Below are 12,712 nucleotides of genomic sequence, written 5' to 3' on the forward strand. Positions count from 1 at the left end.
CACACGACCCAAGGAGAGCACATGACGCCGGAAGCCCGCGACGCAGAACTGGCGGCCACCAAAACACCCGAAGGCCCAACGCCCGGAGAGCTGTGGAAGATCACCCTCGGCGAGCTGGACGAGAAGATGGGCGTGAAAATCGTGGAGGAGTCCGTCGAGCGCGTGGTGGCGACCATGCCGGTAGAGGGAAACCGGCAGTCGTTCGGCCTGCTGCACGGCGGCGCCTCATTGGCTGTGGGCGAAGCCGTGGGATCCTGGGCGGCGGTGATCCACGCCAGCACGCTGGGCAAGACCGCCGTGGGCGTGGACGTCTCCGCCACGCACCACCGCTCCGCCCGGACCGGCGTCATCACCATCACGGCCACCCCCATCCACCTTGGCGGCACGCTGACCACGCACGAAGTGCTGATCACCAATGACGCCGGGCAGCGCCTCTGCAGCATGCGGATCACCAACCTGCTCCTCGCCCCGAGGGCCTGACGTCTGCCCTGACGCCGCCTGAAGCCCTCTGCAGCGCAGCCTGGAAGCCCTACGCGGCGGCGCCGCAGCTAGGCTGATGTGGTGACCGAGCTTGGCAGCCTGACCCCCACCCTGATCGCGGTGGGCCTCCTGATGGCGCTGACGGCTGCCGTCCTCAAAGGTTTCCGGGTTCCGCACGCGTTTGCGCCGGCCCTCGCCATCCTCCGCGGCGCCGCGCAGCTCGCCGCCGTCAGCCTGATCCTCGGCGCCGTGATCGCCAGCGCCGAATGGGTGGCCGTGGCGCTGGCCGTCATGTTCACGGTCGCCGCCCTTACCGCCGCACGCCGCCTCGCCTGGTCCTGGCGCCACCTTGGCGTCGTGGCCGGTTCGATGGCCGCCGGCATCCTCGCGTCGCTGGTCATCGTGTTCGGTACCGGCGCCATCGAGTTCACCTCCCGCTACGCGCTGGCGATCGGAGGGATCGTGGTGGGCAATTCCATGGCGATCGCGGCGCTCGCGGGCCGCAGGTTCAACGAGGCCGTGATCGACCGCTGGGACCAGGTGGAGGGCTGGCTCGCCCTGGGCGCCTCTCCCCGGCAGGCGACCCGCGACATGGCACGCAGCGCCGTGTACTCCGCGCTCATTCCGTCGGTGGACCAGACCAAGACGACTGGCCTGGTCACGCTGCCGGGCGCCTTCGTCGGGGCGATCTTCGGCGGTCTTTCGCCGCTGGAGGCGGGCCGGTTCCAGATCGTGGTGCTGGCCTCTATCATGGCTGCCGGGTCGATCACCGCCATCCTGCTCATCACCTTGCTGGCCCCGGTCCGGGTGCGGCCGTCACCGCTTAGGTAGGAACCCGGCGGAAGTAGGAATCCGGCTGAAGTAGGAATCCGGCTGAAGTAGGAATCCGGCACAGTGCCGTTGACATTGCGCCGGGGGCTTTATACTCTGGCCGCTCCGGACCACAGGCAGCGGCACTGCTGGGCCGGGCCCTCATTGTCTGCCCTCAGCAGGTGCAATCATGAGCACACGATTCACACGGGCCGCCGCCGCGCTGGCGGCCGTCCTCTTGGTAGTCCTGCTGGCGGGCTGCGTATCTAAGCCTGCCCCCTCGACGCCGCCCACCCACTTTTACGTAAGTGCTGCGGGAAGCGACACCAACTCCGGGACGTCCCCGGATTCGCCCTGGCGGTCGCTGCAGAAAGTCAACGGGACGGCATTCAACCCCGGAGACTCGCTCAGTTTCCGCAGGGGTGACGAGTGGATCGGGAAGGTGGTGCTCGACGAAAGCGGAACGCCGTCGTCGGCCATCAGACTGAACAGCTACGGCAACGGGGACCTGCCCACCATTACCAGCGGAGAGGGCGGAGACTGCTTCCGGCTGGACGGCAGCTACCTCGAGGTTGACGGGCTGCGCGCCACTGACTGCGGGTACGCGGGCTTCAACGTATCCGGCGACCACGTGGTGATGAAGAATTCCGAGGCTTCCAAGAACAGCGCCGGAATTAGGGTGGGCACGGGCTCCGACTTCGGAAACTACTCCAACAATGTCCTGACGGACAACAACATCCTGAACGTCAACACCCCGGGAAGGCGGTGCGGCACCGCCAATGAAGCCAACTGCAGCGACGACTCGGGTGCGTTCGGCGTGCTGATCAACGGCAACGACAACGAGTTCTCAGGCAACACCGTCACCGGTTCCACTGCATACTCCTACGACTTCCGCCGGGACGGCAGCGCCTTCGAGATCTACGACGGCAGCCGCAACAACATCCATCACAACAAGGCGATAGACAACACCGTGTTCTCCGAAGTCGGGCGCTCCGACGGGAAGGCAGACGGCAACACATTCCGCTACAACCTGATCCGCTCCTCGTGCGGCAAGAAATGCGCCGACGCCGCAGGCCTGATCATCCGCGGCCCGGACACGCGCTACGGCCCCACCGACGGCACCACTTTCGAGTTCAACACGGTATGGCTCAACGGCAACCGCTCCCGCGGCGTGGTCTGCCACGCCCGCTGCCCCTCTTCGACCGTCATCCGCGCCAACATCCTCGTGGCCGTCCGTGACGCGCTGTGGATGGACGGATCCGGCTGGACGGAGCAGTCCAACGTTGTCAACGGCCCCAGCAATGTGGCGCTGGACAACAGTTCGACGACGGCTCCCGCAAAGTTCGTCAATCCCCGCAAGGACCTCCACCTCACCAGCGGCAGCCCGGCGATAGACCGCGCGGAAAGCAGCCCGTCCGCGGTGGACCTGGACCAGAAGCCCGTTCCGCAAAAAGGGCACTGCTCGCCCGCAACAACCGGAAAGGCCGACGCCGGCGCCTACGAATACGACCCGGCCAACTGCTAGCTGCGGCGTAAGCGAGCGATAGCGTCTTCCGTGCGCTGCGGCGCGGGACGATAATCAGGTATCCGCTCTGCACACCAATGGAGGTGGTGGATGTGTCTGTTTACACGTTGGGTATCTGGCTCGTAAAGCCGGGCCACGAGGACGACTTCGTGAAGGCCTGGAAGGACATGGCCGACCGGACCCACCAGGATTATCCCGGCGGCCGCGGCCTGCTGATGCGCGACCGTGATGTGCCCAACCGCTTCATCAGCACCGGGCCTTGGGCCTCACTCGAGCAGGTCGAACAGTGGCGTGCGTCGACGGCGTTCACCGAGGGCCTCGCGTCGATCCGCGACATCATTGAGCACTTCGAGCCGCACACGCTGGACGAAGCCGCCACAATCGGCTGAGCCGGCCCGGCTCCCTCTGCCCCGGCTCAGTTCAACCTGGCCCGGCCCAGTTCGACCGGACCGCCTCCCACGTCGCACCAGCACCGTATGGCGCTGGTGCCATCTGTGGCTGTGCGGCTAGCGCCTGCCGCGGCGCCGCACTACTACCAGCACCAGGCCGCCGAGCAGCAGGGCCGCGCCCGCTACGGCAGCGGCAAGCGTAAGACCGGAAACGCCCGTGTCGGCGAGCATCATCGGCCGTGAATCCGGGTCCGGAACTGCAGCAGGAAGCACGGCCACCACCGTCGGCTGCGGCGCCGGCGCAAGCACCGCAGGCTCAGGGCTTTGTGCCGCCACCGGCGGGGGCGCAGACGGTGACACACTGGGGCTGGGCGCTCGGGCACCGGCACCGCCCGGTGCTGGCGATTCAGGTGCCGCCGGTTCGGGGGCCGCCGGGTAGGGGGCTGTGCTGAAGGTGCCTGGCTGCGAGCGGCTGAAGCCGTTCACCGTCTGGGCGGTGAACTTTGCGGCCGGGGCGGGTGCAGTGAAAGCCCAGTTTCCTTGGGCGTCCACGTCGACGTCGAACGGTTCGCTGCCGGGGACGGTCACCCGGATCTGCGTTCCCGCCGGAACGTCCGTGGCCGGAGCCGAGGCGAGCCGGCCAGCGACGCGCTGGCCGGTTTTGATGGGCCCCGGAGGCAGGACGCCGGCAAGGACTGGCCTGTTCAGAAACAGCCTCAGCTGCACGCCCGGCAAGACCGCCATGGACTCCTCAAGCGTCGCCGCCACGGCGAAGTTCTCGGTGGAGAAGCTACTGTTGCCCGCGGAGTGTGTGCCCACAGCGTAGTTTCCGCTGATCCACGGGCCGCCGGAATCGCCGCCGCTGGATTCCACGGACCTGGATAAAAATCCGCGGAAGGAACGCAGGTCCGCAGGGTCGCCCGAGCCCCCGCCCACTATGTAGATCCCCACCTCGTCCACAGTTCCGCACGACCACCCGATGGTCCGTCCGGAACGGCAGACGGGCTGCCCCTGGAACGGCGACGCCGTGCCCACAACCGGCACTGATCCGGTGCCGAGGTTGGCGGCATTCGCCCAGGTGGCTGCGGCCGGTCGCACATCCAGGTCCGCGCGGATGGACTCGATGACGGCGATGTCGTTCCCGGGGGTGCCGGGATTCTCTGGATCGGTTACCCGCGAATTCCCGGGGCCGCCAAACTGGCTGAACCCGAACGTTCCAAGTTTTCCGGTGACCGCGGGGTCGGCCACGGATCCACCCGCGGGATCCCCGGCGGGCAGGGTCACCTCGGCGAGCTTCGCGGCGCCGTCGTCAGCGCAGTGGCCGGCCGTGAGGACCAGGGGCCGGCCCTCGGCGTCGAAGGCGCTGAACCCGGTGGAACAGGCCACCCAACCGTCGATTCTGTACCCCTGTCCGCCGAAGAAGTCCTCCTCCCGGACCAGAGGCTCCCCGCTCTCCAGGACCACGTTGGCGTACTGCTCCACGAATTCCGACGGCGACACTCGTGACGTGCCGGGCGAACCGGCAGCCAGGGCAGCCGGACCAGCGGTGCCAGCAACACGGCCGGCCTGCGGTTCCGACTCGGGCTGGTTCACACCGCCCGTGCGGATGATGAACTTGCCGTCCGCCTCGGCCACGGCCTGGAGCCCGGCTGGTCCCACTTCCCGGAGGTAGGCCTGGTAAAGCTGGTCAATGCTCGTGGCACGGCGATCTGCTGGTTCTGCGGCCGGCTCGGCGGCAGGCTTTGTGGGTAAAGACTCCGGGGACGCCGGGAGCGGGGGGGAAGGGGCCGCCGCGGCTGGCCCCTCGGAGGGCGCCAGCACGAACTCCTGCAGGGACTCGGCGTCGGCCTCGTTGAGTGCGCGCACGGTGTTGGCGAGGTCCGCGCCCGTACCTACGACCAGGATCCGTCCCCCGTCCAGCGTGATCGATTCGAATCCTGCGGCCTTCCGGAGCTTGGGCAGGGCGGCAGCCGCACGCTTGCCCTGCTCCCCCGCGGCGTTGAATTCCGCCAGGGTCATGCCAAGGTCCCGCAGAACGGCGCCGGCGAGGCCCTCTCCGGACAGTTCGGCCGTCGCGGAGCCAGCCGCCGGGGAAGCCTGGGACGGTACGGGTGCCGGGGCAGTTGGGCCGTCCTGCGCCGCCGGGCCTTCCGCCGTCGTGCTGTCCGCCGGCCTGCTTTCCGCCGCCGTGGCTTCCGGGGCCGTCGTGCTTTCCGCCGCCGTGACTTCCGTGGCAGCGTAGGCCGGCACGGACGCGACCGGGGCACCGAGCGCCACCGCAGCCGCCGCGGCAAGGGCGAGTGCGCGACGGACCAAAGGGCCGGATGTGGAAGAAGTCACAGGGCAACCCTAGCGCCGAGGACGGCCAGCACCGATTCCAGCTCAGGCTCGGTGACACCGTTCTGCAGCAGGAATTCCCGGGTATTGAGCTCCCGCACGAAGCCCAGAACCCGGGCACCGCGGGTCTCCAGGAGCGGGGCGAGGGCTTCGTCGTCAAGGTAGCGTTCGTGCGGATGCGGGGGCCACATGGTCCGGTGGCGTTCGTTGATGCCGCGCATGGCGGCTTGGTAGCTGGCGACGATCTCGGAGTCGCCGGCACCCGCGAGGTCCTGCAGCATGGCCGCGATCATGCCACTCCGGTCGCGGCCGGCGGAACAGTGAATCACCACGCCACCGGAGGAAGCGGCCACTGCTTTGAAGACGGCGGCCAGCCGGTCCGGGAACAGGCGGGCATTGGCGGCATAGTGCGCGGGATCGTTGAGATACGGATCGCAGAGGGCCTTGAACTCAAGGCTGTCCGGATCCTCCGTTGGCGCGTGGACGACGTCGAACGCGGCGAGCGCCCCGCCCACGTTAGGATCGCTGGGCCTGGGCTGGCGTTCGGCGGCGTTGCGGAGGTCGATGATGGTGCGGATGCCGTCCCCGTAGGCCTTCTTCCAGCCGGCCTCGGTGACCCATTCCCGCCGCCCCATCCGGTACACGGAGCCGGCCACGAGCCAGGCGTTCACCGCCCCGTCCCAGCCGACTTGTCCCCTCGCGTTCACGGAGCCAGCTAACCACATCTTCCGGCCCGGGTGCAGGGCTTAAGCAAGTAGTGCCGGACGACGCGCCGAAAAAACGAGTACCTGGTGCCGGGGTTCACACCCTTCCGCGGGCATACCCTAGGGCGATGAGCGCCACTTCGCGCCGTCAGTTTCCAGGCCTGCTGCCGCGGCAGGCCCGGCTCATCGCTTGCCGATTCTCCGCAGCCTTCCCTGCATCCGCTTCCATGGTTTCCCTGAATGAGGGGGTTTCATCGTGTTGACCAATGAACTGTTCCGACACTGCACAGCCCGACTGGCCGGTGCCCTGGCCGCTTTGGCGCTTACCGCCGGCCTTACCGCCGCACCGGCCACGGCCGCCGATCCGCCACCCATTTACCTCGGGTTCGGCGACTCCTATGCAGCAGGAATCGGCGGCGGGGCATATAAGGCCGTGCCCGAATGGACTCCGGCGCCCTGTGTTCAGACAGAGGAGGCGTATTCAGCCATGCTGGGCGGCGAAAACCTGGCTTGTTCGGGGGCGACCACGGCAGACGTGTCCGCTACCGTGAAGGCTGCTGCATTCAACCGCACCACGGCACCGTACGTGGCGAACGCTTCCGTCATCACAGTCACGGTAGGCGGAAACGACATCGACGCAGGAGCTGCGGCGGTGCAATGTGCAGCTTCCATCGCCACAGCAGCCTGCAAGGCCGCCCTGGTGAATTCGCTCGCGGTCAAGCTCCCCCAACTGCCCGGCAAGATCAAGGCCATGGTGGCAGTGATCAAGACGTACGCTCCCCGCGCCAGGATCGTGCTGACCGGATACCCGCGGCTGTTCACCGCGAACGCTTTGATGACCGAGCAGCAGAAGACCACTGTCCGCACCCTAAACTCCGCGGCGGACCTCCTCAACGGCACCATCGCACTCTCCGCGCTGGCCAACCGGGTGAAGTACGTCAGCGTCACGAACCAGTTCACCAACCATGGCATCGGATCCGCGTCGCCTTGGATCGTCGGTCCCGAGCCGGTCTGCAAGCTCTCGTACACCTGCGCGCCGGCCGATCGACCCTTGGACGTGTTCCACCCGACCGCCACAGGTTACGCCTACGGGTACGTGCCTGCCCTTAAAGGGCTAGTGCCCTGACGCTCGGCCAGTAGGGCCAGGCAAGATGCGGGCCGGGGGTGTGTCCCCCGGCCCGCATGGCTAGGCTGGGAGCATGATCACAGTCTCGGGCACTGTCAGTTCTTCCCTGCCGGCGCGGACTGCGTTCGCCTACCTGTCCGCCTTCGAACACACCAGCGAGTGGGACCCTGGCACGGCGGTGATGGACAAGCTGACGGAGGGGCCCGTCGCCGTCGGCCACCGCTACCATGCCGAGGCATTGTTCCGGAACAAGCGCCAGCCCATCGAGTATGAGGTCACCGAACTGTTCGACAACCACATCAAGCTCCGGGGCGAACACCGGAACCTCGTGGCCTTTGACTCCGTCGACGTGCGGTCGCTCAGTTCCGGTTCCGAGATCCTGTACACGGCGCAGTTCAGCATCAACTGGCCCTACAAGCTGCTGCAGCCGTTCCTGAAGCCGCAGTTCATGAAGCTGCGCGATCCGGCCCTGAACGGGCTTCGGCAGAAACTCGAGTCGCTGTAACCGTCCCAGCCGCACTTCAGCACAGGAGGACCCCATGAGCAGCCAGAACCCCGACCCCCTTGAAGACCACCTCACCGGGCTGGAACCGGGCGGCGGAGTGCCGCCGGGGGAAACACCGCCTGCTGAAGCCTCCACCGGCGGACCGCAGGGGCACGACGAGGGCGGACCGCCGCGGGGAACCCAGGTGGCGGTGCTGGTTTTGATCGGAATCGTGGTGCTGCTGTGCCTGCTGTTCTTCGTCGGCTATATCGTCGGCCTCCTCTAAGCGCGCCGGACCGCTGAGGCGCGCCTGCAAGTAATCGGGCGCGCTCTGCCGGTCAGTCAGCCCAGTCGAAGAACCCCTTGCCGGTCTTGCGGCCCAGTTCGCCGCGGGCCACCTTGTCCCGGAGGATCTGCGGCGGGGCGAAACGCTCCCCCAGCGTCGAGTGCAGGTACTCGGCGATGCCCAGGCGGACGTCCAGGCCCACAATATCGGTGGTCTTCAGCGGCCCGGTGGGGTGCTTGTATCCCAGCACCATGGCGGCATCGATGTCCTCCGCGGAGGCCACGCCCTCCTCCACCATGCGCATCGCTTCCAAGGCAATCGCCACGCCCAGCCGCGAGGACGCGAACCCCGGGGCATCATTGACGACGACGGCGGTCTTGCCCAGCGCTTCCGTCCAGCCTTTCGCTTGGGCCGCCAGCTCGGGCGACGTCTCCTTGGCCACCACCACCTCGATCAGCGTGGAGGCGGGCACCGGATTGAAGAAGTGCAGCCCCACGAAGCTGGCCGGCCGCTGCAGCTGGGCGGCGAGGTCGGTGACCGACAGCGACGACGTGTTCGAGGCCAGAAACGCTTCGGGGGGAAGCTGTTCCTCGACGGCCTTCAGCGCGCTGACCTTCAGCTCGAAGTCCTCCGGCACCGCCTCCACCACGAGGCCGCAGCGGGCAAAGGCCGAATAATCGGTGGACGTGCTGAACCGGGCCAGGACTTCCTCCGGGGCTCCGTCCAGAGCGCCGCGGGCTGCGGACTTGGCCACGGCGTCGGCGACCCGCGTGCGGGCGCCGGCGGCAGCATCGCCGTCGCGCTCCACCACCACGACGGTGGCGCCCTTGATGAGGAAGGCGTGGGCGATTCCGGCGCCCATCCGGCCGCCGCCGAGGACTCCGACGTGCTGGGGAATGGCGGTCATGACTTGATCCCGTCTGTGGTTTTCTTGTCGCTTTTCTTGTCTGAGTCCTTCTGGACTGTGTTCTTCCTATCCAGGAAGGCCTGCATCCGGTCGAACTTGGCCTGCGACTCGAAGAGGATTCCCTGCGCCAGCTGGTCGATCAGCGGGTGGGCCTCGGCCGGGGCATGGAACACCGACTTGGTGATCCGGACGGCCAGGGGGTCCTGCCCGGCAATGCGGTCGGCCAGCCGGTGGGCGGCGTCCATGAGCTCGGCAGGATCGTGGAGTTCGGTGACCAGGTTGACGGCGAGGGCCTCCTCGGCCTTCAGTACCCGTCCGGCCAGCAGGATCTCCTTGGCCACCGGCTCCCCCACCAGCTCCTTCAGGCGCCAGCTGGCGCCGGCAGCGGCAAGGATGCCCAGCCCGGTTTCCGGGTTCCCGATCCGCACGGCCGGGGTGCCGATCCGGAAGTCGGCAGCATAGGCCAGCTCTGCCCCGCCGCCCAGGCAATAGCCGTCCAGCGCGGCGATCACCGGCATCGGCAGCTTGGCGATCCGTACAAAGATGGTGGAGTTGATGCCCTGCAGCGCGTCGTCGCGGCGCCGTTCCCGCAGCTGCGCGATGTCCGCGCCGGAGGCAAAAACGCCCTCGGTGCCGGCGATGATGAGGACCTTGGGGTCCTTCTCCAGCGCGGCGCACACGGCATGGAGCTCGTCCACCATCTGCTGGTCAATGGCGTTGCGGACGTCCGGCCGGTTGAGGAGCACCACCACCCGGTCCGTGCGCTCGTCGACCAGGAGGGTGCGGAACTCGCGGGTGCTCAAGTGTCCGTTCGCGCTGTCCTGGCCCGCGTTGTCCTGGCCCGCGTTGTCTTGGCCCGTGCTGTCCTGGTTCGCTCCGTCCTGGCCCGGCACTAGACGCGCTCCAACAGCATGGCCGTTCCCTGGCCCACGCCGATGCACATGGTGGCAAGGCCGATCCGCGCGTCTTCGCGTTCCATCCGGCCCAGCAGGGTGATGGCAATCCGGGAGCCGCTGGAACCCAGCGGGTGGCCCAAAGCGATCGCGCCTCCGTCGTTGTTCACAATGTCCGGGTCCAGCCCGAGGCGCCGCACGCTCGCAAGGGACTGGGTGGCAAACGCCTCGTTAAGCTCGACGGCGCCAAGGTCACCGACGCTGAGCCCGCTCCGTTTGAGCACCTTCTGGGTTGCCGGAACCGGGCCGATGCCCATGATTTCCGGCTCGCAGCCGGCGGACGCGCCGTCGATGATGCGGGCGCGGGGCGTGAGGCCCAGCCGCTGGATGGCGGCCTCGGAGGCGACGATGATGGCGGAGGCACCGTCATTCAGGGAGGACGAGTTACCGGCGGTGACCACCATGCCGCCCGGAACCACGGGACGGAGGCCGGACAGCACGTCCATGCTGGTGCCCGCGCGGGGTCCCTCATCGGTGTCCACCACCGTCTCGGCCTTGCGGGTCTTGACCGGCACCGGGATGATTTCGTCCTTGAAGCGGCCCGCCTCGATAGCGGCGAGTGCCTTTTCGTGGGAGCGGACGGCGAAGGCGTCGGCGTCCTCGCGGGAAATGCCATCCACGCGGCCCACTTCCTCCGCGGTTTCCGGCATGGAGAACGTCATCTTGCCGTCGCGCGACAGTTCGCCCTTCTTGAACAGCGGGTTCACGAAGCGCCAGCCGATGGAGGTGTCGAAGATGTCGCCGGGCTTCGCGAAGGCGGCCTGCGGCTTCTCCTGGACCCAAGGCGCGCGGCTCATGGACTCGACGCCGCCGGCCACCACGATGTCCGCGGCCCCGGACTTGATCATCTGGCTGGCCATGATGATGGCGCTCAGGCCCGAGGCGCAGAGCCGGTTCACGGTGATGCCGGGGATGTGCAGCGGAAGGCCGGCGAGGATGGTGGCCATGCGCGCCACGTTGCGGTTCTCCTCGCCGGCGCCGTTGGCGTTACCGAGGATGACCTCGTCGATCGCGTCCGGATCCACGCCTGCCCTGGCCACGGCCTCGCGGACCACCAGCGCGGCGAGATCATCGGGCCGGACCGCCGAAAGCGCTCCGCCGTATCGTCCCACCGGAGTGCGGGCACCGCCCACCAGAAAAGCCTCGACCATGAGAACATCCTTTTCGCAGAAGCTGGGCCGGAAGCGAATAAATTACCGACCGTTCGTTCTATAAAGATTACACGGTGCGCGCAACCGGTCAAAGGAACCTCAGGCGACGACCACGCCCAGGTGGGCCGCCAGGAGTGGAGCCAGGAGCCCCAGCTGGTACTCGTCAATCACGACGCCGGCCAGGCTGCCCAGGCCGCTGATGCTCTGGAAGTCCGTGCCGCGCAGGTCGAAGTCCTTCAGCTTGGCGCCGGCCAGGTCCAGGCTTCCGATGGTGCAGTTTTTCAGCGCCACCCGGGCGGCGGTTGCGGAACCCAGGTCCAGTTCGCTGATGATGCAGTCGCTGATCTGCACGTCCGCCAGGCGAGAGCCGCGCAGGTTCAGGTAGTCCAGCTTGCCGCCGTCGATCCGCACCGACTGCCAGCCGCTCTCATAGAGCTCTGCCGAGCCCCATCTGGGGTTGCTGATAACGACGTCGTGCATGGTGGACCGCGCCAGGTTCAGGACGGGGGCAAACGCCTCCTCGATGACGCAGTCCCGGAAGGAGGCACCGCGCAACTGGGCTTCATTGAAGGAGACACCGGCAAATTCGCACTCGGCGAAGGTGACACCGCTAAGCTCCAGCCCGTCGGCGGCCGCCCGCGTGTACCGCATGCCATCGTACCGTTCGGCACGCCGAAAGTCGGGCGCATCGTCCTCCCGGAGGCCCTCGAGCCGGACGGGCGCCAGCCTCGGCGGCGTGATCTTCGACGCCGCACCCTGCCGGGGTTTCCCCGCAGACCGCCCCGCCACTACAGCTGCTCCGCTTTCGCGGCAATCTCAGCAAGGTCCTTCGCCAAGGCCTTTCGCGTCATACTCATGCCCAGCCGCCCGAACAGGGCGAGCATCAGCCGGCTAAGCGCGGTAGGCCGCAGAACTTCCGCGCCGAAGGTCAGGGTCAGGTCGGTCCCGCCGGCCCGCTCGGCCAGCGTGAACCTGGACGTGTAGTCCGCTCCGCCCTGCAGCGCCTTGACTGTTGTGCTCCGTGGCGGATCCGCCTGGGACACCCACATTTCCACGGTTTCGCGCCTGCCCATCATGGACCTCGTCTCCTTCCAGCGGGTCCCTTCGCCGTACGGCCCCTCACTGACCATCTGAATGGATTCGACGCCGGAAAGCGTGGCGGCCGACCCCGGAATATCCGAGATCACCTGCCAGATTTTCTCCGGGGTGGCGTTCACGTGCTGACTCAGGCTGATGCTGTGATCCATCCTTCGAGCCTAGCCGCGGGACTGACATTTTTGCCTTTCGGCTTGAAATCGTAAGCATGCTTCGTGTTAGGCTGAAGTGGCTTCGTCAGTTCAACCGGCAACGGAAGGTGGTTCCCACCATGGGTATCGGAGACAAGATCCAGAACGCCGCCGCTGACTTCGGCGGTAAGGCGAAGGAAGCGGCGGGCAACGCGACGGACAACGACCGCCTTAAGGCAGAAGGCCAGAAGGACCAGGTTGTCGCCGACGCCAAGAAGGTCGGCGAAGACGCCAAGGACGAATTCAAGCGGGATTAGTACACCCCCGCTCAACG

The 12,712-nt window shown here is 67.4% G+C and carries 15 protein-coding genes; 8 read left to right on the forward strand and 7 right to left on the reverse strand.

Annotated features, from left to right (window positions below):
- Nucleotides 1-21: 21 nt before the first annotated feature.
- The 4 genes from ACHMXB_RS13050 to ACHMXB_RS13065 all read left to right on the forward strand — a co-directional run bounded on the left by ACHMXB_RS13050 (nt 22) and on the right by ACHMXB_RS13065 (nt 3,204).
- The gene (locus tag ACHMXB_RS13050; protein ID WP_395398865.1) at nt 22-480 is read left to right on the forward strand and encodes a PaaI family thioesterase; all 459 of its coding nucleotides are present in this window, start codon (nt 22-24) and stop codon (nt 478-480) included.
- An 81-nt stretch (nt 481-561) separates the two neighbouring features.
- Nucleotides 562-1,311, forward strand: coding sequence for an ABC transporter permease (locus tag ACHMXB_RS13055; RefSeq protein ID WP_395398867.1), 750 nt, complete (start codon nt 562-564; stop codon nt 1,309-1,311).
- 169 nt (nt 1,312-1,480) lie between these two features.
- Nucleotides 1,481-2,815 carry a choice-of-anchor Q domain-containing protein gene (locus ACHMXB_RS13060; RefSeq protein WP_395398869.1) on the forward strand — a complete coding sequence of 445 codons (1,335 nt, stop codon included), beginning with the start codon at nt 1,481-1,483 and terminating at the stop codon, nt 2,813-2,815.
- Between the two features lie 92 nt (nt 2,816-2,907).
- A complete protein-coding gene (locus ACHMXB_RS13065; RefSeq protein WP_395398871.1) occupies nt 2,908-3,204 on the forward strand; it encodes an antibiotic biosynthesis monooxygenase family protein in 297 nt (98 codons plus the stop codon).
- A gap of 117 nt (nt 3,205-3,321) precedes the next feature.
- Here ACHMXB_RS13065 and ACHMXB_RS13070 read toward each other — a convergent pair whose 3' ends face one another.
- Nucleotides 3,322-5,544: a trypsin-like serine protease gene (locus ACHMXB_RS13070; RefSeq protein WP_395398873.1), complete on the reverse strand. Its 2,223-nt coding sequence runs from the start codon at nt 5,542-5,544 to the stop codon at nt 3,322-3,324.
- Nucleotides 5,541-6,248, reverse strand: a complete 708-nt coding sequence (locus ACHMXB_RS13075; protein WP_395398875.1) for a tyrosine-protein phosphatase — start codon at nt 6,246-6,248, stop codon at nt 5,541-5,543. Before ACHMXB_RS13075 ends, ACHMXB_RS13070 begins: the two co-directional genes overlap by 4 nt.
- A 253-nt stretch (nt 6,249-6,501) precedes the next feature.
- On the opposite strand from ACHMXB_RS13075, the gene ACHMXB_RS13080 reads away from it, so the two are divergent.
- The 3 genes from ACHMXB_RS13080 (at nt 6,502) to ACHMXB_RS13090 (ending at nt 8,141) form a co-directional block, all read left to right on the forward strand.
- On the forward strand, nt 6,502-7,371 hold the full coding sequence (locus tag ACHMXB_RS13080) for an SGNH/GDSL hydrolase family protein (protein WP_395398877.1): 870 nt from the start codon (nt 6,502-6,504) through the stop codon (nt 7,369-7,371).
- A gap of 73 nt (nt 7,372-7,444) precedes the next feature.
- Nucleotides 7,445-7,876, forward strand: a complete 432-nt coding sequence (locus tag ACHMXB_RS13085; RefSeq protein WP_395398879.1) for an SRPBCC family protein — start codon at nt 7,445-7,447, stop codon at nt 7,874-7,876.
- Between the two features lie 34 nt (nt 7,877-7,910).
- Nucleotides 7,911-8,141 carry a DUF6480 family protein gene (locus ACHMXB_RS13090; RefSeq protein ID WP_190605190.1) on the forward strand — a complete coding sequence of 77 codons (231 nt, stop codon included), beginning with the start codon at nt 7,911-7,913 and terminating at the stop codon, nt 8,139-8,141.
- Between the two features lie 52 nt (nt 8,142-8,193).
- On the opposite strand, the gene ACHMXB_RS13095 is transcribed toward ACHMXB_RS13090, so the two are convergent.
- The 5 genes from ACHMXB_RS13095 to ACHMXB_RS13115 all read right to left on the reverse strand — a co-directional run bounded on the left by ACHMXB_RS13095 (nt 8,194) and on the right by ACHMXB_RS13115 (nt 12,399).
- Entirely contained in the window at nt 8,194-9,048 is an 855-nt protein-coding gene (locus ACHMXB_RS13095) for a 3-hydroxyacyl-CoA dehydrogenase family protein (RefSeq protein WP_395398881.1), read from the reverse strand.
- Nucleotides 9,045-9,851, reverse strand: coding sequence for an enoyl-CoA hydratase/isomerase family protein (locus ACHMXB_RS13100; protein ID WP_395405274.1), 807 nt, complete (start codon nt 9,849-9,851; stop codon nt 9,045-9,047). Before ACHMXB_RS13100 ends, ACHMXB_RS13095 begins: the two co-directional genes overlap by 4 nt.
- 89 nt (nt 9,852-9,940) lie before the next feature.
- Entirely contained in the window at nt 9,941-11,152 is a 1,212-nt protein-coding gene (locus tag ACHMXB_RS13105; protein WP_395398883.1) for a thiolase family protein, read from the reverse strand.
- Between the two features lie 99 nt (nt 11,153-11,251).
- Complete coding sequence (locus ACHMXB_RS13110) at nt 11,252-11,941, reverse strand: pentapeptide repeat-containing protein (protein ID WP_395398885.1); 690 nt, start codon at nt 11,939-11,941, stop codon at nt 11,252-11,254.
- Nucleotides 11,941-12,399, reverse strand: coding sequence for an SRPBCC family protein (locus ACHMXB_RS13115; RefSeq protein ID WP_395398887.1), 459 nt, complete (start codon nt 12,397-12,399; stop codon nt 11,941-11,943). The genes ACHMXB_RS13110 and ACHMXB_RS13115 overlap by 1 nt, the downstream gene beginning before the upstream one ends.
- A gap of 119 nt (nt 12,400-12,518) precedes the next feature.
- Here ACHMXB_RS13115 and ACHMXB_RS13120 point away from each other — a divergent pair, with 119 nt between their 5' ends.
- Nucleotides 12,519-12,695 (forward strand): CsbD family protein, encoded by a 177-nt coding sequence (locus tag ACHMXB_RS13120; protein ID WP_395398889.1) that lies wholly within the window; start codon nt 12,519-12,521, stop codon nt 12,693-12,695.
- Nucleotides 12,696-12,712 lie beyond the last annotated feature (17 nt).

Source organism: Arthrobacter sp. UC242_113 (genome assembly GCF_044054585.1).
Taxonomy (GTDB): Bacteria; Actinomycetota; Actinomycetes; order Actinomycetales; family Micrococcaceae; genus Arthrobacter.